Below are 22,085 nucleotides of genomic sequence, written 5' to 3'. Positions count from 1 at the left end.
TTGACCCTCCCTTTACCTTAGCGGCAACCATGCCGGATGTGTCCGATTCATCCCGATCACGAGACACGGGTTGGCGGAGGCGGACGGGAATCGAACCCGCCTGACCGAGATCCTCGGCCACGTCGGTTTTGAAGACCGCGGGGGCCACCAGACACCCAGACGCCTCCCTGGCCGCCATTCTGCCCTTCGGCCCCGTGTCAGCTGTTGGCGGCCGCCTTCGAACCTTCCGGGGTGACCGCGGCCCACTCGCCGCCTCCGACACCCTGGCCGGCGGTCGCGCCCGGCTGCGGGTCGCCGCTGTAGCGGTAGACGGGCCAGCCGTTCAGCGTCAGCTGGATCGTCCCGTCCGAGCGGTTGATCGTGCCGACCGCCTCCTGCGCGACGCCCTCGACGGTGAGCGGGGTGCCGGGCGTGGCGAGCACGGGCGGCCACTTCTGGGCGCAGTCGTCGGCACAATTCGACGTCGGCGGCTTCGCGCTGTCCTTGTCGAACCGGTACAGCGTGAACCCTTGGCCGTCGACGACGACCGTGCCGAGCTGTGCCGTGCTGTTGGCGCTGAGGATCGTGCCGACCTGCGGCGTGGCCGCCGCCGTGTCCGCGGGCGCGGGGGCGGGTCCGTAGCCGTCGGTGCCGCCGCCACTGCAGGCGGTCAGGCCGACGACGAGCGCCGCGGAGACCGCGGCGAACACGGGCAGGCGGGAACGGAGGGGGGTCATCGGGGGACCTCCGGTGGGGGACTGTCGGGGAGCCGGGCCGGGGAGCTGGCCCGTGGGGATGAAGTTGTACGCCGGTCGAGGCCGTGGGTTCGACTCGCCGTACGCGGTGTGCATTACATCGCGGACACGGCCGTGGGGTTCACCCGATCAGGATGTCGTGCGCCGACCGGCCGGTGGGCGTCGGCGTGTGTACCGTGAGGCCGGTGGGCAGGCTGACGGTGCGCCGTCCGGTGGTACGGCTGGCAGCGGGGCGGACGCCGACACGCCGACCGGACGCGCTGGCCGTCGAGGAACCCCTGGAGCTGCGGGTCGACGGCCGCCCGCTCGCGGTCACGATGCGCACCCCCGGGCACGACGTCGAACTCGCCCACGGGTTCCTGCTCACCGAGGGTGTGATCACCGCGGCGGACGAGCTCGCGGCCGCCCGCTACTGCGACTCGGTGGACGACACGGGCACGAACACCTACAACGTCCTGGACGTCGCGCTCGCCCCCGGCGTCGCGCCTCCGGAGACCGGCGTGGAGCGCAACTTCTACACCACCTCGTCGTGCGGCGTCTGCGGGAAGGCGAGCCTGGACGCCGTCCGGTTGCGCACCCGCTTCTCCCCCGCGGGTGACCCCGTCCGGGTCGACGCCGCCACGCTCTACGCCCTGCCCGACGCGTTGCGCGAAGCCCAGCGGATCTTCGAATCCACCGGCGGTCTGCACGCCGCCGGGCTCTTCACCCCGGACGGCACGGCGCTGGTGGTCCGCGAGGACGTCGGCCGGCACAACGCCGTCGACAAGGTCCTCGGCTGGGCATTGCTGCAGGGGCGCGTGCCGGCGTCGGGCTGCGTGCTCATGGTCTCGGGGCGTGCATCCTTCGAGCTGGTGCAGAAGGCGGTGATGGCCGGGGTCCCGGTGCTCGCCGCCGTCTCGGCGCCGTCGTCGCTGGCCGTCGAGCTGGCCGTCGAGTCCGGGACGACGCTGGTCGGCTTCCTGCGGGGCACGACGATGAACGTCTACGCCGGGCCCGACCGCATTGTGGACGGCACCGCAGACGACACTCCGCTCGAGGATCAGCGGATCCGTCGGCCGGTCTCGGCGCACGAGTAGCCACCGAGCTTCTCCACGTCGGCACGGAAGTCGGGCTGCTCCAGCAACGCCCACAGGGGCGCCATCCTGGGGTCCGCCAGCGACTCGGGGCGGAGCACGAGGTCGTAGGGCTCGCGGGCGACCGGCACGAAGTCCAGCCCGAACGCCCGGGCGGCGGCCTGGATGCCCAGGCCCGTGTCGGCGCGACCGGCGGCGACGGCGGCGGCCACCCCGAGGTGGGTGTGCTCCTCGCGGGAGTAGCCGACGACGGCGGTCGGGTCGACACCGAGCCGACCCAGCTCGTGGTCGAGCAGCACCCGGGTACCGGCCCCGCGCTGGCGGTTGACGTAGCGCAGGCCGGGGCGGGTGAGGTCGGCGATGCCGGTCAGCCCCAACGGGTTGCCGGGGGCGACCAGAAGACCCTGGTCGCGGTGCACCAGCCGGACCACGGCCAGCTCGATGCCTGCGCCGAAGATCCGGTCCAGGTACGGCAGCGTGTACTCGCCGGTGGCCGGATCGAGCAGGTGCGAGCCGGCCAGGTGGCACAGCCCGTCGCGCAGCGCGACCAGCCCGCCCAGCGACCCGACGTTCGACGACGCCAGCGTGCGCAGGGGGTCGGTCGCGCGCAGCGCCGAGGCGGCCATGTCGAGCACCAGGTCGTGCGAGCCGATCGCGACGATCGTGCGATCGATGTCGGCGAGCCCGCGCAGCAGCTCGACCCGGACCCGCTCGCCCGCGTGATGTCCCTCCACCCCGGCCGGCACGACCAGGAGGCCGTCGGCCCGGACCAGCGAGGTCAGCACACCGGCCGCGCGCGGGAGGGGTGTCGCCACGACGTCCGCGCCGACGCGACCCAGCCGCACCCGGACCCAGTCGTCGGAGCCGATGGCCGACGCCAGCTTGCGCGCCAGCCGGGCTGTGGTCGTCGGCCGCTCCCGGGGGGCCGCGCCCTCGAGCGCGGCGAGCATCGGCGCGGCGAAGATGTCGAAGGTCAGCGCGGCCGAGACCGGGTAGCCGGGGGCGCCCAGAATCGGGGTGGCGGGGATCGGGGTGGCCGGGTCGCCGGCCACCGTGCCCAGCACCACCGGGTGCCCGGGACGCACGGCGACGCCGTGGACGGCCAGCGAGCCGGCGGACGCGACGACGCGTGCGGTGTAGTCGTCGCGTCCGGCGCTCGACCCCGCGATGAGGATCACCAGGTCGGCGTCGACGGTGGCCTCGCGGACCGCGGCGGTGATCAGCTCGGGGTCGTCGGCGACGATGCCGGTGGTCCGGGTCTCGCAGCCGATCTCGGCGGCCTGCGCCGCCAGCATCACGGAGTTGGTGTCGGCGATCTCGCCGGGGGCAAGCTCGGTGCCGACCGGGCGGATCTCGTCGCCGGTCGGGATGACCACCACGCGCGGCCTGCGGCGCACGACCAGCTCGACCACGCCCGCGGCGGCACACGCGGCGACGTCGACCGGGCGGAGTCGGTGGCCCGCGGGGAGCAGCAGTTCGGTGGCGCTGATGTCCTCGCCGATCGAGCGGACGTGCTGGTAGGGCGGGACGGCGGCCCGGAGCTCGGCGCGCCCGTCCGGGGTGTGGTGCACGTGCTCGCGCATGACGACGGCGTCGTAGCCGCTCGGCAGCGGGTCGCCGGTGTCGACCACCGCGAAGTCGTCCAGCAGCACCGGCGTGGTCTCCGCGGCACCGACCGTCGCGGCCGCCCGCACGGCGATGCCGTCCATGGCCGCGGAGTCGAACGCCGGCGACGACCGCTGCGCCCACACCGACTCCGCCGTGACCCGGCCGACCGCGTCGCCGACCGGCAGCGGCACGGCGTCGACGCGCGGCGGGCACCCGGCGGCCGCGCACGCCTCGTGCCACGCCTGCCGCGCCTCCTCGGCGGGGATGTCGGACACGAACGGGCTCGGCGGTGTCCTCATCGGTACAGGATGACCTCCACATCGGTGCCGCCGTCGAGCCCGGTCGCCGCCTCCGGGACGACCACGTAACCGTCCGCCCGGGCCAGCACCGACAGCAGCGCGGAGGGCCCGAACAACGGCTCCGCGACGCCGTCGCACACGGCGACCTGCACGACGTCCAGCCGTCCGGTCGCCGAGGCCAGGTCGCGGCCCAGCCGGGCGTGCACGACAGGTTCCGGAGGGACGCGCTCGGCCCCCGCCAACCGCCACACCAGCGGCACCCCGACCAGCCGGAACACCACCAGCGCGGACAGCGGGTTGCCGGGAAGCCCGATCAGCGGCACTGTGCTGCCTTCGGACGTGGCGGAGCACTCGGCCAGCAGCGTCGGCTTGCCGGGCTTCACGGCCAGCCCGTGGCACCAGATCTCCCCCAGCGCGGCAACCGCCCCGGCGGTCTCGTCGCGGGCGCCGACCGACGACCCGGCGGAGACGACCACCAGGTCGGCGTCCGCGAGCGCGGCTCTCAGCGTCGACTCGAGGGCGTCGCGGTCGTCCGGGACGATCCCGACGGCCACGGGCTCCCCGCCGGCGTCGCGGACCAGCCCGGCCAGCGCGGATGTGGTCGCGTCGCGGACCTGACCGGCGGCGAGCACGGCCGTCTCCGGCGGCACCACCTCGTCGCCGGTGGACACGATCGCGACCCGCGGGCGGGCGTGCACCGCCAGCGCCGTCACACCGGCCGCGGCCAGGAACCCGAGCTGCGGGGCACGCAGCGGGCGGCCTGCGCTCACCAAGACGTCACCCGCGGCGGCGTCCTCGTCGGCCCGGACCAGCCCGGCCCCCGGTGCGACCGGCCGGGTCACCTCGACCGTGCCGGGCATGGTCTCCGCGGTGAACTCGACCATCACCACCGCGTCCGCCCCCTCCGGCAGCACCGCGCCGGTCGGGATCGCCACGCATTTCCCGTGCGACACGGCGACCGTGGGCGCGGCGCCCATCCGCACCGCTCCGGCCAGGTCGAGGTAGGAGGGCAGGCCCTCGGAGGCGCCGTACGTGTCGGCGGCCCGGACCGCGTAGCCGTCGACCGTCGAGCGGGCGAAGCCGGGCATCGCCGTCGGCGCGCGGACGTCGGTGGCCGGCACCCGGTGCAGCGCCTCGGCCAGCCCGACGTCCTCCACGGCGGTGCGCCGCTCCGGACGGAACCCGGCCAGCGCCTCCCCGACCGTCCTCGCGGTGAAGAACTCTCGATTCACCGGTCCGGCTGGCCGTCGGCGCCGCCCGGGCGGGGCTGCTCCCGCGCCGCGGCACCGCCCTTGTTGAGCCCGAGGACGCTCAGCACGGGACCCAGCGCGACCTGGCCCAGCCCGCAGATGGAGGTCTTGCGCATGGCCTCCTCCAGCCGCACGATGTGCGCCCGCCGGTCGTCGTCCAGCTCCGAGCCGGATTCGACCACGTCGCGCAGGATCGCGTGCGCCTTGGTCGAGCCCAGTCGGCACGGCACGCACTTGCCGCACGACTCGTTGCGGAAGAACCGCAGCACGTTGGTCGACGCGGCCAGCAGGTCGGTGCCCTCGGCCAGCACGACCATCGCCCCCGACCCGAGCATCGTGCCGTTCTCCGCCGCGGCACCGAAGTCCAGCGGCATGTCCAGCTTGTCCGGCCCGATGAAGTTCGACGACGCCCCGCCCGGCTGCACCGCCCCGACCTCCCGGCCACCGCTCACCCCGCCGGCCAGCTCGATCAGCTCGCGCACGGTGGTGCCCATCGGCACGCAGTAGACGTCCGGCCGCTCGACGTGCCCGGACACGGCGAAGAACTTCCAGCCGACCGAGTCGCCCGCACCCTGGTCCGACCACCACTGCGCGCCGCGCTGGACGATCACCGGCACGTCGGCGAAGGTCTCCACCGAGTTGATCAGCGTCGGCCTGCCGTGCAGTCCGTAGTTGCCGGGGAACGGCGGCTTGTTGCGCGGCTCCCCGCGGTGGCCCTCCATGCACTCCAGCAGCGCGGTCTCCTCGCCGAGGATGTAGCCGCCCGGGGAGACGAACACCTCCACGTCCAACCGTCGCCTGCTGCCGCAGGCGTCCGGTCCGATCACGCCGGCGGCACGCAGGGCGTCCAGCTCGGCGCGCAGGACGTGCTCCTCGGGGCCGTACTCGTGGCGGATGAAGACCCAACCCTGCTCGGCGCCCACGACGGCCATGCCCAGCAGCAGTCCCTCCAGCACCAGGTGCGGCTGAGTGGCGAGGATCTGCCGGTCCTTGAAGGTGCCCGGCTCCGACTCGTCGGCGTTGCAGATCGCGTACTTCACGTCGCCCGGCTGAACGCGGCGGACCAGCTCCCACTTCTGCCCGGTCGGGAACCCGGCCCCGCCCATTCCCCGCAACGTCGAGTCCTTCAGCGTCTGCACGATCGTGTCCGCGTCGAGCTCGCCGGCCAGCAGGGCACGCAGGGTGGCGTAGCGCTCGGCGACCCCCGAGCCGGCCGGGTAGGGGTCGTTGGGCCAGGGTTCGGTGCGCTCGTTCGCCGGCGCAACGCCTATGTCGCCGGACCGCGCGCCGGCCACGAGCGCGTCGGCCTCCTCGATCGACGCGGGCCGCTCGTTCACCGCGACTGCCGGCGCGACGTCGCAGCGCCCGAGACACGACACCTCGACCAGCTCGACCTCCGCGTCGTTCCCGTAGCGCTCGCGCATCTCGGCCAGGCGGGCCTCGCCATCGCGGAGGAAGCACGGCAGGTCGTGGCAGACGTGCAGCGCGACCTTCGCCGGCGGCTCGGTGCGGAAGTGCGGGTAGAACGAGATCAGGCCCTCGATCTCGTACCGCGGGCGGCGGGTGTCGCGCGCGAGCTCTTCCAGCTCCGCCCGCGGCAGCCACCCCAGCCGGGCCTGGATCGCGTTGAGCGCCGGGATGAGCGACGGCCCGGGGAACTTCCCGGCCCGCCCCTCCACACCCGGTACCCGGCGGGCCCGTACCTCGGCCGCCCGGTCGGTCAGTTCGGTCATGCCCGGACCCCCGGCGGCTCCACCTGCACGGCGCAGAACTTGAACTCGGGGATCTTCCCGAACGGGTCGATCTCGTCGATGGTCAGCAGGTTGGCCGCGGCCTCCCGGAAGTGGAACGGGATGAAGCAGTTGCCCAGCTGCTCACGGTGCGAGACGCGCACCAGCAGCTCGATCGTGCCGCGCCGCGACCGTACGCGGGCCATCTCGCCGTGCGCCAGGCCGCGGTCGGCGGCGTCCTTCGGATGCATGTACACCTCTGCGACGGGGGAGATCGCGTCCAGCGCGAACGAGCGGCGGGTCATCGAGCCGGTGTGCCAGTGCTCCAGGAGCCGCCCGGTGTTGAGCACCAGCGGGTACTCCGCGTCGGGCAGTTCCTTGGGCGGCAGCCACTGCGCCGGCACCAGGTGGGCCAGGCCGTCGTCGGTGTTGAACCGCTCGTCGAACATGACGATCGTGCCGTCGGTGTGCTCCGGGTCGGCGTTCGGATAGAGCTTGCCGGACAGCCCGAGGTTGTCGTACCGCAGGTTCTTGTACGACGGCACCAGCGCGACCATCTCGTCGAAGACCTCGCTGGGGTCGCCGTAGCTCCAGTCGAGCCCGATCCGCCGGGCGATGTCCTGGACGATCTCCCAGTCCGGGCGGGCCTGCCCGGGCGGGTCCATCACCTTGCGGCCGAGCTGCACCCGGCGGTCGGTGTTGGTGTACGTGCCGTTCTTCTCCAAGTAGGAGGTGGCCGGCAGGATCACGTCGGCGAACTCGGCGGTCTCGGTCAGGAAGATGTCCTGGACCACCAGGAAGTCCAGCGCGGAGAGCGCCTTGCGCACCTTGTTGATGTTCGGGTCGGACAGGAACGGGTTCTCGCCGAGCATGTACATGCCCCGGACGCCGTCGGGCTCCAGCACCGACTTGATGATCTCGGTGACGGTCAGCCCGCGCTTCGGGTCGAGGGCCGGGGTGCCCCAGGCCTCCTCGAACCGCAGCCGGATCTTGTCGACGTCCACGCCCTGGTAGCCGGGGTAGAACATCGGGACCAACCCGGCGTCCGAGGCGCCCTGCACGTTGTTCTGCCCGCGCAGCGGGTGCAGCCCGGTGCCCGGGCGCCCGACGTTGCCGGTGATCGAGCACAGCGCGATCAGGCACCGGGCGTTGTCGGTGCCGGTGGTGTGCTGGGAGATCCCCATCCCCCAGTAGACGACCGCGGCGCCGGCCTCGCCCCAGGTCCGGGCGACCTCGCGGATGGTGTCGGCGTCCACGCCGGTGATCTGCGCAGCGCGTTCCGGTGGGTAGTCGGCGACGGTGCGGGCCAGCTCGTCGTAGTTCGACGTGCGGTTCGCGATGAACTCCCGGTCGACCAGTCCGAGCCGGATGACCTCGTGCATCACCGCGTTGTAGAACGCCACGTCCGTGCCCGGCTTGAGCTGCACGAAGATGTCGGCATGCTCGGACACCGTGGACGCCCGCGGGTCGACGTAGATGACCTTGGTGCCGCGGCGGCGGGCCTGCTTGAAGAACGAGCTGGCCACCGGGTGGTTGGCGGTCGGGTTCGAGCCGGTGATGATCACGCAGTCGGCGTTGGCCACGTCCCCGTACGTGGTGGACACCGCCCCCGAACCGACGCCCTCGAACAGCGCCGCGACCGACGAGGCGTGGCACAGCCGGGTGCAGTGGTCGACGTTGTTCGTGCCGAAGCCGGTGCGGATGAGCTTCTGGAAGAGGTACGCCTCTTCGTTGGAGCACTTGGCCGATCCGAAGCCGGCGATGGCGCCCGGCCCGCCCGCGGTGTGGACCTCCCGGAGCCGGCGGGCGACCAGGTCCAGGGCCTCGTCCCAGGTGGCCTCCCGGAAGTGGGGCATGACCTCGTCGTAGTCGACCAGCCCGCCGGGCTTGCGCCGGCCGCCGCGCTTGTCGCCCGGCTTGCGTCCCCCACCACTGCGCTCGCCGCCGTTCACGCGGCCCCGGTCGTTGTGGCTGTCGCCGCGGACGTCCGCAGAGAGGGGCCCCTTCGGGTAGGCCGCGTCGATGCGGATCAGCGGCACGGTCAGCCGCTGCGGTGACGCCGCGTAGTCCCAGCCGTAGCGGCCCTTCACGCACAGCCTGCTCTGCGAGCCCGGCTGGTCGCGCCCCTCGGCGAAGGAGATCGCGCCCCGTTCGCGGTCGACGTAGTAGGTCAGCGCACAGCCGACCCCGCAGTACGGGCAGACGCTGTCGACGGCGTCGAGCTCCTCGCGCGGGCGGATCGGGATGCCGCGGATCGGCTTGTTGGTCAGTGCCCCGGTCGGGCAGGCCTGCACGCACTCGCCGCACGTGACGCACGAGCTGGCACCCATCGGGTCGTTCAGGTCGAAGGCGATCCGGGTCGAGTAGCCCTTGCCGGAGCGGCCGATGACGTCGTTGCCCTGGATGTCGTCGCAGGCCCGGACGCAGCGGTCGCACAGGATGCAGGCGTCGTGGTCGACGTCGATGACGGGGTTGGACGAGTCGGTGCCGCGGCCCGACCCGCACGGCAGCTCGGTGGTCTCGCGGGCGACGCCGAAGCCGTCGGCCAGCTCGAGCAGCAGGTTGTCGCGGGTCTTGGTGTCCTTGGGGTCGTCGGCGCGCGGCGGCTGATCGGTCATCAGCAGCTCGGTGAGAACCGCGCGGCTGCGCTCGACCTCCTCGGTGGCCGTCTTGACCTCCATGCCGTCCTCGCACGGGCGCACGCAGGCCGCGGCGAAGACCCGCCCGCCGGTGTCGACCACGCACATCCGGCAGACCCCGACGGGGTCGTAGCGCTCGTTGTGGCACAGCACCGGGATGTCCACGCCGACCTGCCTGGCGGCGTCGAAGATCGTGGTGCCCTCTCCGACGGTGACCTGCTGTCCGTCGATCGTCACGCTCACCGTGCGGACGGCGACTGGGCGTTCTTCTGTCGCGGTCATGACGACCCCCGATCACCTGTGACCTGCGGAACACCCACCCTAGCCCGGAGGCGGGCATTCCCGTGCGTCCCGGGCGTCGACCGCGACGCACACCGGACCCCCCGGTGCGGTCGTCACCTCGGCCGTCGTCAGGACGGCGACGGACCCCGCGGCGGTGTCGACGTCGACCCGTGTGGTTCCCCCCAGGGGGACGACCCGGCGCAGCGTGCCCGGGACGACCACTTCTGTCCCTGCCGGCGCGACCCCCCACTTGATCCGGCGCGTTGTGGCCGGATCGGTCACTGCCAGGAGCCGGCAGCGTTCGGGTCGGGCGACGAGGAGCACGTCGTGGCCGGTGAGCTCGGGCGGGAGGTGGGTGGTGTAGCCGAGCAGCCGGGCGCACTCGGGGTCGGCCGGTGAGTCGAGGACGTCAGCTGTGGTGCCGAGCTGGCGGATGCGCCCCCGCAGCAGCAGAGCCGTGCGGTGCGCGAGCGCGGCGGCCTCGTCCCGGTCGTGGGTGACGAGCACGACGGCCGCAGTCGACCGGTCGAGGGCGGTCCGCAGGTCGGCGATCAGGTCGGCACGGGTGGTGGCGTCCAGGCCGGCGAACGGTTCGTCGAGCAGCAGGACCCGCGACTCCACGGCGAGAGCCCGGGCGATGGCCACGCGCTGGGCCTCGCCGCCAGACAGGGTGCGGGCGTGCCGGTCGGCGAGGTGCGCGATCCCGAGCGCATCGAGCCAGGGGCGGGCGAGCCGGCGGGCCCGGGCCCGGGGCGTTCCCCGCAGCCGCAGGCCGGCGGCCGCGTTGTCGAGCACGGAGGTCCGTTGCAGGACGGGGCGCTGCAGCACGGCCGCGACCGCGGTGCGCAGCTGGGCGGGCGCAGCCGGCTCGCCGTCGAGGAGCACCTCGGCTCGCGCAGCTCGCGGCTCGAGGTGGGCGAGCGCCCGGAGCAGCGTCGACTTGCCGGCACCGTTCGGACCGAGCACGGCCAGCGTCTCGCCGTCGGCGACCTCCAGGAAGTCCACCGCGAGCAGCTCACCGCCACGGTCGGTGACGCGCAGGCTCCGACAGCCGATGCTCATGACGACGGTCGGGAGTCACGTTGCTGGGCGAGGGTCACGAAGAGGTTGACCGCGAAGGCGATGGCCAGCAGCACGAGGCCGAAGGCGATGGCCAGGGCGAACTGGCCCCGGCTGGTCGCGAGTACGGCGGCGGTGGTAAGCACCCTGGTCTGGCCCGCGATGTTCCCGCCGACCATCTGCGCGGCGCCCACCTCGCTCACGACCGCGCCGAACCCGGCCAGGGCGGCCGCGAGCAGCGGCAACCGGGCCTCGGCGAGCAGCGCCCGTAGCGCCCGTGCCCGGGTCGCACCCAGCGCGCGCATCTGCAGCAGGAAGTCCGGGTCGACCTGCTGGAGCGCCGCGGCCGTCAGCGCGGACACGATCGGAGTGGCGATCAGCGCCTGGGCGACGACCATGGCGGTCGAGCTGTACAGCAACCCGAACGCGCCGAGCGGCCCGCTACGCCACAGCAGCACGGTGACGAACAACCCGACCACCACCGGCGGCAGACCCATCCCGGTGTTGGCCGCGGCCAGCAGCATCCGCCGGCCGGGGAAGCGGCCGAGAGCCAGCGCCGTGCCCAGCGGCACCCCGAGCAGCAACGCCACGGTGGTGGCGGTGAGCGAGACCCGCAGCGTCAGCGCGGTGATCGACCACGTGTCCTCGTCGCCGGTGAGCAGCATCCGGACTGCCTGGAGCAAACCGTCCAGCAGCACGTCCACCGCTCCCCCGGCCTGTGCTCAGGCACCGAGGCCGGCCTCGTCCTTGCCCGCGTCCGGCGTGAACAGCGGCTGCCCGAACGTCGCCCGACCGAACTCGCCGACCTGCTGCTGCACCGTCGGTGAGACGATCCAGTCGGCGAACGCCTGTGCCCCGCCGGGCTGCACCCGCTCGCCGGCCTTCGTCGTCATCTCGATCACGTGGTAGACGTTCAGCAGGCCCGGGTCGCCCTCGCTGAGCACGTCGAGCGCGAGCGTGTCGCGCTGGGCCAGGTAGGTGGCCCGGTCCGAGAGCGTGTAGCCCGCCTTCTCGCTCGCCACCCGCAGCGTCGCCCCCATGCCCTGCCCCGTGGCCTGGTACCAGCTCCCCTCCGGGGTGATCCCGGCCTTCTTCCAGAGGTCCTTCTCCCGGGCGTGGGTGCCCGAGTCGTCGCCACGGGAGACGAACAGCGCCCGCGCAGCGGCGATCTTCGCGACCGCTCCGACGCTGTCGAGGCCGCGGATCCCGGCCGGGTCTGATCCCGGTCCGACGAGCACGAAGTCGTTGTGCATCACCAGCCGCCGCTGCCCGGCCGTGCCCTCGGCCACGAACGCCTGCTCCGCGGCCGGCGAGTGCACGAGCAGCACGTCGGCCTCGCCCCGGCGCCCGAGTTCGATGGCCTGGCCGCTGCCCACGGCGAGCGTCTTGACCTGCCACCCGCTGTCCCGGGTGAACTGCGGAAGCAGCTCGTCGAGCAGCCCCGAGTCCTGGGTGCTGGTGGTCGTGGCCAGGATCAGCGACTTCTCCGCCGACGGTCCCGCGGCCGACGGCGTCAGGGCCGCGGTGCTGCCGCACCCCACGAGCAGCAGCACCGCCGCGAGGACCAGAGCCGGGATCGTGCGACGCATGGAGTGTCTCTTTCTGCCACAGTGCAGTTCCCGACAACCCTAGGGTGTCGCGACATGACCCGATACCGGGAGATCGGCGAGGAGCTCGCGCGCCGGATCGTCGCCGGCGACCTCGTCCCGGGCGACGAGCTGCCCGGGATCCGCGAGCTCGGCAGGCAGTGGTCGACCACCCCGTCGACGGCCAGCCGCGCGCAACGGGCGCTGGCCGAGGCCGGGCTGATCGAGCTCGCCGACCGGCGCCGCGCCCTCGTCGCCGCCGACGCCCTGTTCGCCGCGCGCCGCTTCCTGCACGGTCAGGTCGTCCTGCGGTTGGCGGGGAGCGACGACCCTGCTCTCGACCTGGTGGTCCGCGGGCTCGGCCGAAGCGTGGTGCCGGTGCCCGCCGCCGGCAGCGCCGCCGGCCTGCGCGCGGTCGCACAGGGTCGCGCAGACGCCGCGGCCGTCCACCTGCTGCACCACAGCGGGCTGTACAACGCGCCGTTCGCCCGCGCCCTGCTACGTGGCCGCCGCCCCCACCTGGTGCACCTGTGGCGACGCGAGCAGGGGCTGCTGATCCCGCCCGACCGCTCGGGGCCGACGTCGATCCCCGAGCTGGCCGGGCGGAGGGTGGCGCGGCGGGCCCCGGGCACGGGTACCCGAGCCCTTCTCGACCGCCTGCTCCTCGACGCCGGCCTCGACCCCGACGCCCTCCGCGGGCCCGAGTTCGGCTCCCACCTGGAGGTCGCGCTGGCCGTCGCTGGGGGGATCGTCGACGCCGGGCTGGGCGTCCGCTCCGCGGCCGCCGCACTGGACCTGCGCTTCGTGCCGGTCGCCTGGGAGGACTACGACCTGGTCCTTCCCGGCGACGCGCTCGACCCGGCCGCCCCGCTCGTCACCGCGGTGCGCAGTTCGAAGGTGCAGGCCGCGGTCGAGGCACTGGGTGGGTACGACACGGCGAGGTCGGGCGAGGTGGTCGATCTGGATGCCCGGCCTGACCTCGCGTGAGAACGGGTTCGGGAGACCCGGAATGCCCGGAACTGTCGGGGCTCGAATGTATGTTCGATCCATGGTGGAAGCGGGCGTGCTCGAGGGGTTGGCGACAGTGTCGCCCGGCCCTGCGCTCTCCGCGGCCCTGAACGCGCTGGACCCACGTCTGGTGCCAAGCGACCGCTTAGTGGAGTGCGCGCACGAGCAGGCACGGCTGTGGGCGACGATGGTCGACGTCGGGCTGACCGACCCGAGCGGCGGCGACGATCCTGCAATGTCGACCGGCATGGTGGCCGATTGGGCGCCCGGAGAGATCGCCGCCGCGCTGACCTGGGCCCACCGCACGGCCGACCGGGAGCTCGGGCTGGCCGACGTCGTCGTGCGCCGGCTGCCGGACGTCTTCGCCGCCCTGTCGGCTGGGCGGATCGACCGCGGCAAGGCCGTGGTGTTCGCCCAGCACCTCGACCCCGGCTGGGCCCGCCGCCGCTACACGAGGGCAGTGCGCGCACGGACGGTGACCGCGATGCTCGCCGACGACGGCACGGTCTCAGTCACCGGGTCCGGGCTGCCCGCCGACGAGGCGGCGGTGGCGTGCGCCCGAGTCGACCGGCTGGCGGAATCGGCCAAGCGAGCCGGGCACCCCGGTCGGGTCGGGCAGATCGCCGCGGACCTGTTCCTCGGGCTTCTGGACGGACGGTTCCATGGCCGGTCCAAGGACCAGATCATCGCCGCGCTCCTCCGCCAGCCCCGCCCGGAAGACCGACTTGGCGACACCATGGGCGGCGACACCAACGCGGACACCGACACGACCGAACCGGTCACGATCGGACCGGTCGCGACTGAACCGGTCATGGCTGGCGGTACGCCGGAGGCGAGCACGGACGTTCCGGTACGAGTCGGCACGAGTCGGCATCGAGGTCCGGGTCGGGTTGACCACGCTGATCGGGCTCGACGAGCGGCCCGGGGAGATCCCCGGGCTCGGCCCCGTCCTCGCGCCGGTCGCCCGTGCCGTCGTGGACCGGCAGCTCCGAGGCGCAGAGTGGCGGTTCGCCGTCACCGACGACGACGGCCATCTGTTGCTGGCCGGGGTGACCCGCCACCGCCCGCCCGGCCTCCTCGCAGGAGCTGAGTCGGTGGGTGAGGGCCGCTGCCACGGCGGGATCGTCGAGCTGGATGTCTCCGCCGCGCAGATGGACCGGCTCGCCGCCGAATGCCACTCCCCTGAAGGTCAGGTTTCCGGCTGGGCCGCAGTCGTGACCGACATCGCCACCCGGTACGCCGGCCGCCATGCGGTGCTCGCCGGGCTCGACGAGCGTTCCGACGACCGGTTCCCCGCCGCGGCACTGGCCCGGCACATCCAGGTCCGCGAGCCTCTGCCGCGTCCGGACAAGCCACCTGGAGCGAGTGGAAGCTGGTACGAGGCCGGTCCTGCTGCAGCCCTATCCACCGGCACGGACCGAGGCCCGACCTCCGCCCGCCGACCACGAGCCGCCGCCCTTCTGACACGGCCTGGGTGGCTCGACGTCCGGGTCGGCCGAGCGGAGTGCTCTAGCCGAGCCCGAGCCCGGCGAGGTCTTCCGGTGTCGGAACGCCCTCGACGTCCCAGCCGCGGGCGGCGTAGTAGCCGCCGACCATGGCCCGCAACCGGTCTTCGCTCAGCGCTGCGGTGCGCCCGGAACCCAGCTCCAGCGGCGTCTCCAGCATGCGGCGCGGCAGCGTGTCGTCCGCGGCCGTGGCGCCCTCGCGCAGGTTGAACACCCGCTTGGCCAGCACGATGCGCCGGGCCGTGGTGCGCAGCTCGGCCGCGTCGAGGTCCCAGCCGGTGACCGATGCCATGAGCGCGGCCCACTCGGTGAACGGGTCCTCGAAGACACCGCGGAGGAACTTGCAGAGGATCATCGAGTCCATCACCGCGGCCCGGTCCTCGGTGCCGACGGCCGCCGCGACGTGGGCCGGGCCACCGTCGAGTCGGTCGTGCTCACCGGAGAGGTCGGCCTCGTAGGCGCCGGAGCGGTTGTGGTCGGCGCCCCGGGAGTTGACGGCCAGTCCCAGCGCCATCGACTGCAGCGTGCGCGGCTCGTACCCGGGCAGCTCCAGACCCTTGACCTGCGGCGCGAAGGCGATCGAGCCGTTTCCGACGATCTCGGCCGCCCGCCTCGACCCCTGGGCCAGCAGCTCGCCGAGGCCGCTGCGGGCGCCGATGAGGTCGAGCGCGCGCAGGAGCGCGGCCCCGTCGCCGAACCGCAGCCACGGCGCGTCGATCAGCCCGCGCTCGACGCACTCCATTGCCCAGGCGATCGTGCCGCCCGCCGAGATCGTGTCCAGGCCCAGCTCGTCGCACCGGGCGCTGGCCGCGAACACGTCGTCCGGATCGGACACCCCGCACAGCGGCCCGAGCGCGAACACGTTCTCGTACTCCATGCGCTGGCTCCCGCCGCCTTTGCGGGAGTAGATGTGCTCGCAGCCGATCGAGCAGGACGCGCACGAGTTGCGGGCGACCCCGCGCAGCTCGTGCAGCTCCTCGGCGGCCAGCCGGGGGGCGCCGTCGAAGGTGGCCGCGGTGAAGTTGCGGGTCGGGAGCGTGGAGACGGCGTTGAACGCGAGCAGGTTGGCCAGGGTGCCCAGCTCGCGGTACTTCGCGGTGGCCGGCCCGAAGCTCCGCGTCCGCAGGTCCTTCGCCGCGGCCAGCACGGCCACCTGGTCGTGGACGTCGACCCGGGTGGCCGACCGGACGAGGACGGCTTTGATGTTCTTGGCCCCCAGGACCGCGCCCAGCCCCCCGCGGCCGGCGTGGCGGCCGTCGTGGCTGACCGTGGCGTAGAGGACCTGCCGCTCCCCCGCCGGCCCGATGGCGGCGGTCTGCCAGCCGCGCCCGAACCGCTCCCGCGCCGCCAACTCGGCCTGCGCGGCAGGCAGCCCGGCCAGCTCCGGCGCGGGTTCGAGACGGGCGCCGTCACCGTCGACCAGGAGCACCGAGAGTTCGGCCGCCCGGCCCCGCACGACGATCGCGTCGTTCCCGGTCAGCTTGCCCGCGATCGCGAACCGGCTGGAGGCCAGCGCGTCGGTGAGCAGGCCGGTGAGCGGCGACTTGGCCACGACGGCGAACTTCGCGCTGGTCGTCAGCGGAGTACCGACCAGCGGGGAGAACACGAACGCGAGCGGCGCCTCCGCTGCGAGCGGGTCGACGCCGGGCGGAGCCAGCCGGTGCAGCAGCCAGGTACCCAGGCCGACCCCACCGAGGTAGGCACGCAGGACGTCGTCGCCGAGAGGGAGCGGCGCGCTCGCCGCAGCGCGGTCCCCGACGTCCACCACCAGGGCCCGTCCGAAGTACCCACCGGCCGGCACAGTTACGAGAGTAGGCCTGTCTCACCCGCCTGCGTCGGCGGACAGGAAAGCGACCGTGTCGCCGGCGACGAGCGGGAGCCGGGCGTCGCGGGTCATCTGGTCGCCGTTGACCGCCGCGACGATGTGCCGGTCGAGCGTGATCCCGACGGCCGTGGCGGCCGCACCGAGGGACGCCGCGCGGACCCGGCGCGGGCCGCGCTGACCGCCGCTCGCGAGTGCCCCGAACCGCTCGACCACGATCTCGGGCTCCGGACGGGCCACGGCGGCCGCGTAGTCGTCGGGCTCGTTGACGTTGACCAGCGAGTTCAGCTCCGGGTCGTGCCGCGCCAGCTCGTCGGTCAGCAGCGCGGCGTCGTCGAGCTGGGCGACCCGGCAGTGCCGGAACAGCATCCCCGGCCTCAGGTCCCCCTCACCCAGCAAGCGCTCGATCAGCCCGGCCAGCTCCGTCCGGTAGCCGGCGGCCAACGGCTGCCGGTAGCCGCGCGCCACCGGCAACACGACGTCCACCTCGGGGTCCGCGAATCCGCGCAACACCCTGCGGACCAGCGCCGGGTGCAGGAACGGCATGTCGGTCGAGCACACGAAGGCGACCGGGGCGCGCTCGTGGAGCGCGGACAGTCCCGTCGCCAGCCCCTGCATCGGCCCCAGCCCCTCGACCGGGTCGGCCACCACCTCGACCTTGGGCGGAAGCTCGGGCAGCTCCTGGTCGGGCGCGGCGACGACCAGCACAGGGCCGCCGACGGTGCGTGCGAGCAGGGCGGCCGTGCGGTGCAGCAGTGTCGACCCGTGCCACTCCAGGGCGCCCTTGGGCCGGCCCATCCGGGAGGACCGGCCGCCGGCGAGGACGACACCGGCGGCTTCTGCGAGCTCGACCACGGCCCGATGCTAGGGGGCGCGCAGGGATCGTGGACCACGCGAATGTCGGCAGCCCGACATAGGCTGTCACCGATCCGGCCACGACGCGTCCAATCCTCGCTGCGCGAGGAGCGGCCGCCCCGCATCGGATCAAGCTCGTCGGGGTAAGGAGTTCGGCATGGGCGTGCGTACGTGGCTGGAGTCGTGGCCGGTCTATCGGCAGCTGACGGGCGACGACCCGCTCGGCCGAGGCACGGCCGCGCAGTCTCCGCACTCGAAGACCCTGGAGCCGCGCACCGCGACGGCCGACCGGATGGCCCAGTCCGTCTGCCCGTACTGCGCCGTCGGCTGCTCCCAGCGGGTCTACGTCAAGGACGAGAAGGTCGTCCAGGTGGAGGGCAACCCCGCGTCCCCGATCTCCCGCGGCCGGCTGTGCCCCAAGGGCTCGGCGAGCCTGGGCCTGGTCACCGGTCCGCATCGGGAGACGAAGGTCCGGTACCGCGCGCCGTACGCCACGGAGTGGACGGACCTCGACCTGCACGAGGCGATGGAGATGGTCGCCGACCGGGTGCTCGACGCCCGGGAGCGCGGCTGGGAGGAGCACGACGCGAACGGCGCGCGGGTGCGGCGCACGATGGGTCTGGCCAGCCTCGGCGGGGCGGCGCTCGACAACGAGGAGAACTACCTCATCAAGAAGCTGTTCACCGCGTTGGGCGCCATCCAGATCGAGAACCAGGCCCGTATTTGACACAGCTCCACCGTTCCCGGTCTGGGAACCAGCTTCGGCCGCGGCGGCGCCACGGACTACCAGCAGGACCTGGTCAACTCCGACTGCATCGTGATCATGGGCTCGAACATGGCCGAGGCCCATCCCGTCGGGTTCCAGTGGGTGATGGAGGCCAAGGCCCGCGGCGCGCAGGTGATCCATGTCGACCCGCGGTTCACTCGCACCAGCGCGGTCGCCGACGCCTACGTCCCGATCCGAGCGGGCACTGACATCGCGTTCCTCGGCGGGGTGATCAACTACATCCTGACCAACGAGCTCGACTTCCGGGAGTACGTCACGGCGTACACGAACGCCGCGGTCCTGATCTCCGAGGAGTTCCGCGACACCGAGGACCTCGACGGGCTGTTCAGCGGCTACGACGCGGACACCGGGGCCTACGACCGCAGCAGCTGGCAGTACCAGGGTGCGGACCAGGTCGATCCCGACTCGGGCGACTCCGCCGAGCACCAGGAGCTGACCCGCCCGCTGCAGACCGGCGCGGCGGGCGCACCGCTGGTCGAGGCCACCGACGGCCTACCGCAGGACCTGACCTTGCAGGACCCGCGCTGCGTCTACCAGATCCTCAAGCGGCACTTCGCGCGCTACACCCCGGAGATGGTCGAGCGGGTCTGCGGCACGCCGCCCGAGCAGTTCCGCGCGGTCTGCGAGGCGTGGGTCGGCGCGTCGGGTCGCGAGCGCACGGGGGCGCTGGTCTACAGCGTCGGCTGGACGCAGCACAGCGTCGGCGCCCAGTACATCCGCGCCGGCGCGATCATCCAGCTGCTGCTGGGCAACATCGGCCGTCCGGGTGGCGGGGTGTTCGCCCTGCGCGGGCACGCCAGCATCCAGGGCTCCACGGACATCCCGACGCTGTTCAACCTGCTGCCCGGCTACCTGCCGATGCCGAGCGCCAAGAAGAACGACGACCTCGCGAGCTACCTCGACACCGTGCGCAGCCGCACGCAGAAGGGCTACTGGTCCGAGGCCGACGCCTACATGGTCTCGCTGCTCAAGGAGTACTTCGGCGAGCACGCGATGGCGGAGAACGACTTCGGGTTCGACCTCCTGCCGAGGATCACCGGCGACCACGGCACGTATCGCCAGGTCATGGACATGGTCGACGGCGGCAAGATCTTCGGCTACTTCCTGCTCGGGCAGAACCCTGCAGTCGGCTCGGCACACGGGAAGCTGCAGCGCCTGGGCATGGCGAACCTCGACTGGGTGGTCGTCCGCGACCTCGCCATGATCGAGAGCGCCACGTTCTGGAAGGACTCTCCCGAGATCGAGACGGGCGAGATCAGCCCCGAGACGTGCCGCACGGAGGTGTTCTTCTTCCCCGCCGCCTCGCACGTCGAGAAGGAGGGCACGTTCACCCAGACCCAGCGCATGGTCCAGTGGCGCGACAAGGCCGTCGAGCCGACCGGCGACCAGCGCTCGGACCTCTGGTTCTTCTACCACCTGGGCCGGATGGTCAAGGAGCGGCTCGCGGCGTCGACGGACCCGCGCGACGAGCCCGTACAGAAGGTCGACTGGAGCTATCGGGTCGAGGAGGCCCCGGCCGGGGAGAGCGGCGCCTGGGCGGAGCCGTCGGCCGAAGACGTGCTCCGGCGCATCAACGGCTACGACGTCGCCACCGGCAGGCCCGTCAACGGGTTCCTCGAGCTCAAGGACGACGGCTCCACGGCGTGCGGCTGCTGGATCTACGCGGGTGTGTACGCGGACGGGGTGAACCAGGCCGCGCGCCGCAAGCCGCACTGGGAGCAGGGCCCCTACGACGCCGAGTGGGGCTGGACCTGGCCCGCGAACCGTCGGGTGCTCTACAACCGCTGCTCGGCCGACCCCGAGGGCAGGCCGTGGAGCGAGCGCAAGCAGCTGGTCTGGTGGGACGCCGAGAAGGGCGAGTGGACCGGCCACGACGTGCCGGACTTCCCGCCGACGACGGCACCCGGCCACGTCCCCGAGGAGGGGTCGACCGGGGTGAAGGGCCTGCGCGGCGACGACGCGTTCATCATGCAGGCCGACGGCAAGGCGTGGCTGTTCGCACCGAACGGCGTGATGGACGGCCCGCTGCCCACGCACTACGAGGCCTTCGAGTCGCCGGTGCGGAACCCCCTCTACGGCCAGCAGAACAACCCGACCGGCAAGGTCTACGGACGGCTCGACAACCCGTCGAACCCGAACCCGAACCCGCTCGACCCCGGCAGCTCGAACGCGTTCCCGTTCGTGCTCACCACCGCGCGGCTCACCGAGCACCACACGGCGGGCGGGATGAGCCGGCAGCTGCCGTACCTGTCGGAGCTGCAGCCCGAGCTGTTCGTCGAGGTCTCGCCCGAGCTGGCCCGCATGCGCGGGCTGACCCACCTGGGCGAGTGCCACGTCGTGACCAGCCGGACGGCCGTGCAGGCCCGGGTCATGGTGACCGACCGGATGGCGCCGCTGCGCATCGACGGGAACGTGGTGCACCAGGTGTGGATGCCGTATCACTGGGGCGGCAACGGCGTCGTCACCGGCGACGTCGTGAACGACCTGTTCGGCGTGGTCGCCGACCCGAACGTCTTCATCCAGGAGAGCAAGGTCGCCACGTGTGACGTCCGGCCGGGCCCCCGGCCGCGCGGCCCGCAGCTGACGGCGATGATCAGCGAGCTGCGCACTCGCGCCGGGATCACGATCGAGACGGGCACCGTGATCTCCACCGCCGAGGGCTCGCCGCACCCCGCGCATCTCGAGGAGTCGCACCCCAAGGGGTCCTACAGCGGGGAGCAGTCGTGAAGGGTCGCAACAGCTTGTCGGGGCCACTGGCCGACCCGGCAGGCGACGCGGGCTACACCGTCGACCATCCCGACCGCGTCGGGTTCTTCACCGACACCTCGGTCTGCATCGGCTGCAAGGCCTGCGAGGTGGCGTGCAAGACGTGGAACGCCGTCCCGGAAGACGGGCTGGACCTGCTGGGAATGTCGTTCGACAACACCGGTTCGCTCGGTGCGAACTCGTGGCGGCACGTCGCGTTCATCGAACAACCTCGGTCGACGGGGCGGCAGGACCCGGGGCTGGCCGGGCTGCCCACCGGGGCGTCGGGGTCGGGGTTGTCGGCGGAGGCCGTCGAGCCGATGCTCCGGCACGCTCCGCGCGGCGGTGGCGAGCTGGGCACGCAGGCCCTGCCGACGGCGCAGGAGACCGCCACCCGGGTCTCACCGGTGGAGAACCTGGGCATGCCCGCGTTCACCCGCCCCGGCGACGGGCACGGCGAGGAAGGGCGCACGTCGTTCCGCTGGCTGATGGCCTCGGACGTGTGCAAGCACTGCACGCACGCCGCCTGCCTCGACGTCTGCCCGACCGGCGCGCTGTTCCGCACGGAGTTCAGCACGGTCGTCGTCCAGCAGGACATCTGCAACGGGTGCGGGTACTGCGTGTCCGCGTGCCCGTACGGCGTGATCGACCGGCGCCCGCACGACGGCCGCGCCCAGAAGTGCACGCTCTGCTACGACCGGCTGCACGACGGCATGGAGCCTGCCTGCGCGCAGGCCTGCCCGACGCAGTCGATCCAGTTCGGCAAGCTGGACGAGCTGCGCGAGCGGGCCGACCAGCGGCTGGCGCAACTGCAGGACCTCGGCGTCACCGAGGCCCGGCTCTACGGGCGCGACCCGGACGACGGGGTCGGCGGCGACGGCGCCTTCTTCCTGCTGCTCGACGAGCCCGAGGTGTACGGCCTGCCACCCGACCCGGTCGTGGTCACCCGCGATGCGAAGGCCATGTGGAAGAAGGTGGGCCAGGCGGCCGCGGCCTTCGCGCTGGCCGGGATCGGGGCGTTCGTGTCCACGGCGGTCGGAGGTAGGCCGTGAACGATCGCAACGGGCACGACCCGTTACGTGCGCACGAGGAGGCAGGCGAGG

Annotated in this window: 15 protein-coding genes, 1 tRNA gene and 1 pseudogene; 5 read left to right on the top strand and 12 right to left on the bottom strand. The window is 73.0% G+C overall.

Features of this window, described 5'->3' with window-relative positions; genetic code table 11:
* Positions 1–71 precede the first annotated feature (71 nt).
* Together RM445_RS14720 and RM445_RS14715 are read right to left on the bottom strand one after the other, a co-directional pair.
* Positions 72–167, bottom strand: a tRNA-Sec gene (locus RM445_RS14720).
* Positions 168–197: 30 nt separating this feature from the next.
* Positions 198–716 carry a hypothetical protein gene (locus RM445_RS14715; protein WP_311556808.1) on the bottom strand — a complete coding sequence of 173 codons (519 nt, stop codon included), beginning with the start codon at positions 714–716 and terminating at the stop codon, positions 198–200.
* A 203-nt stretch (positions 717–919) separates the two neighbouring features.
* Here RM445_RS14715 and fdhD point away from each other — a divergent pair, with 203 nt between their 5' ends.
* A complete protein-coding gene (gene fdhD, locus RM445_RS14710; RefSeq protein ID WP_311556807.1) occupies positions 920–1,810 on the top strand; it encodes a formate dehydrogenase accessory sulfurtransferase FdhD in 891 nt (296 codons plus the stop codon).
* On the opposite strand, the gene RM445_RS14705 is transcribed toward fdhD, so the two are convergent.
* The 8 genes and pseudogenes from RM445_RS14705 to RM445_RS14675 all read right to left on the bottom strand — a co-directional run bounded on the left by RM445_RS14705 (position 1,774) and on the right by RM445_RS14675 (position 12,263).
* The gene (locus RM445_RS14705; RefSeq protein WP_311556806.1) at positions 1,774–3,714 is read right to left on the bottom strand and encodes a molybdopterin biosynthesis protein; all 1,941 of its coding nucleotides are present in this window, start codon (positions 3,712–3,714) and stop codon (positions 1,774–1,776) included. The genes fdhD and RM445_RS14705 overlap by 37 nt on opposite strands.
* A complete protein-coding gene (locus RM445_RS14700; RefSeq protein WP_311556805.1) occupies positions 3,711–4,946 on the bottom strand; it encodes a molybdopterin molybdotransferase MoeA in 1,236 nt (411 codons plus the stop codon). Before RM445_RS14700 ends, RM445_RS14705 begins: the two co-directional genes overlap by 4 nt.
* A complete protein-coding gene (locus RM445_RS14695; RefSeq protein WP_311556804.1) occupies positions 4,943–6,697 on the bottom strand; it encodes an NAD(P)H-dependent oxidoreductase subunit E in 1,755 nt (584 codons plus the stop codon). Before RM445_RS14695 ends, RM445_RS14700 begins: the two co-directional genes overlap by 4 nt.
* A complete protein-coding gene (fdhF, locus tag RM445_RS14690) occupies positions 6,694–9,615 on the bottom strand; it encodes a formate dehydrogenase subunit alpha (protein WP_311556803.1) in 2,922 nt (973 codons plus the stop codon). The genes RM445_RS14695 and fdhF overlap by 4 nt, the downstream gene beginning before the upstream one ends.
* 39 nt (positions 9,616–9,654) lie before the next feature.
* The gene (locus RM445_RS32745; RefSeq protein WP_449619182.1) at positions 9,655–9,939 is read right to left on the bottom strand and encodes a TOBE domain-containing protein; all 285 of its coding nucleotides are present in this window, start codon (positions 9,937–9,939) and stop codon (positions 9,655–9,657) included.
* A gap of 270 nt (positions 9,940–10,209) precedes the next feature.
* Positions 10,210–10,626 (bottom strand): annotated as a pseudogene (locus RM445_RS32740) (ATP-binding cassette domain-containing protein); the annotation flags it as partial.
* A gap of 47 nt (positions 10,627–10,673) precedes the next feature.
* A complete protein-coding gene (locus tag RM445_RS14680; RefSeq protein WP_311556801.1) occupies positions 10,674–11,378 on the bottom strand; it encodes an ABC transporter permease in 705 nt (234 codons plus the stop codon).
* Positions 11,379–11,396: 18 nt separating this feature from the next.
* The gene (locus RM445_RS14675) at positions 11,397–12,263 is read right to left on the bottom strand and encodes a substrate-binding domain-containing protein (RefSeq protein ID WP_311556800.1); all 867 of its coding nucleotides are present in this window, start codon (positions 12,261–12,263) and stop codon (positions 11,397–11,399) included.
* Between the two features lie 54 nt (positions 12,264–12,317).
* On the opposite strand from RM445_RS14675, the gene RM445_RS14670 reads away from it, so the two are divergent.
* Both RM445_RS14670 and RM445_RS14665 read left to right on the top strand, forming a co-directional pair.
* Positions 12,318–13,247, top strand: coding sequence for a substrate-binding domain-containing protein (locus RM445_RS14670; RefSeq protein WP_311556799.1), 930 nt, complete (start codon positions 12,318–12,320; stop codon positions 13,245–13,247).
* Positions 13,248–13,308: 61 nt separating this feature from the next.
* Positions 13,309–14,358, top strand: a complete 1,050-nt coding sequence (locus RM445_RS14665; RefSeq protein WP_311556798.1) for a hypothetical protein — start codon at positions 13,309–13,311, stop codon at positions 14,356–14,358.
* A 419-nt stretch (positions 14,359–14,777) separates the two neighbouring features.
* Here RM445_RS14665 and RM445_RS14660 read toward each other — a convergent pair whose 3' ends face one another.
* Both RM445_RS14660 and mobA read right to left on the bottom strand, forming a co-directional pair.
* Positions 14,778–16,574, bottom strand: a complete 1,797-nt coding sequence (locus tag RM445_RS14660; RefSeq protein ID WP_311556797.1) for an aldehyde ferredoxin oxidoreductase family protein — start codon at positions 16,572–16,574, stop codon at positions 14,778–14,780.
* 21 nt (positions 16,575–16,595) lie between these two features.
* The gene (gene mobA, locus RM445_RS14655; RefSeq protein ID WP_311556796.1) at positions 16,596–17,450 is read right to left on the bottom strand and encodes a molybdenum cofactor guanylyltransferase; all 855 of its coding nucleotides are present in this window, start codon (positions 17,448–17,450) and stop codon (positions 16,596–16,598) included.
* A gap of 157 nt (positions 17,451–17,607) precedes the next feature.
* On the opposite strand from mobA, the gene fdh reads away from it, so the two are divergent.
* Both fdh and RM445_RS14645 read left to right on the top strand, forming a co-directional pair.
* Positions 17,608–20,964, top strand: coding sequence for a formate dehydrogenase (fdh, locus tag RM445_RS14650; RefSeq protein ID WP_311556795.1), 3,357 nt, complete (start codon positions 17,608–17,610; stop codon positions 20,962–20,964).
* Positions 20,961–22,034: a 4Fe-4S dicluster domain-containing protein gene (locus RM445_RS14645; protein ID WP_311556794.1), complete on the top strand. Its 1,074-nt coding sequence runs from the start codon at positions 20,961–20,963 to the stop codon at positions 22,032–22,034. Before fdh ends, RM445_RS14645 begins: the two co-directional genes overlap by 4 nt.
* Positions 22,035–22,085: the final 51 nt, after the last annotated feature.

It is taken from the genome of Pseudonocardia charpentierae (assembly GCF_031845345.1).
GTDB classification, from domain to species: domain Bacteria; phylum Actinomycetota; class Actinomycetes; order Mycobacteriales; family Pseudonocardiaceae; genus Pseudonocardia; species Pseudonocardia charpentierae.
Note: the sequence above shows the minus strand (reverse complement) of the source record. Positions and strands in the feature narration are given on the sequence as shown.

Excerpts from the sequence above, each read along its gene's own strand:
- RM445_RS14715 (WP_311556808.1), bottom strand. The coding sequence starts at position 716 with ATGACCCCCCTCCGTTCCCGCCTGCCCGTGTTCGCCGCGGTCTCCGCG.
- RM445_RS14695 (WP_311556804.1), bottom strand. The coding sequence starts at position 6,697 with ATGACCGAACTGACCGACCGGGCGGCCGAGGTACGGGCCCGCCGGGTA.
- RM445_RS14665 (WP_311556798.1), top strand. The coding sequence starts at position 13,309 with ATGGTGGAAGCGGGCGTGCTCGAGGGGTTGGCGACAGTGTCGCCCGGC.
- RM445_RS14670 (WP_311556799.1), top strand. The coding sequence starts at position 12,318 with ATGACCCGATACCGGGAGATCGGCGAGGAGCTCGCGCGCCGGATCGTC.
- RM445_RS14675 (WP_311556800.1), bottom strand. The coding sequence starts at position 12,263 with ATGCGTCGCACGATCCCGGCTCTGGTCCTCGCGGCGGTGCTGCTGCTC.
- RM445_RS14705 (WP_311556806.1), bottom strand. The coding sequence starts at position 3,714 with ATGAGGACACCGCCGAGCCCGTTCGTGTCCGACATCCCCGCCGAGGAG.
- fdhF (WP_311556803.1), bottom strand. The coding sequence starts at position 9,615 with ATGACCGCGACAGAAGAACGCCCAGTCGCCGTCCGCACGGTGAGCGTG.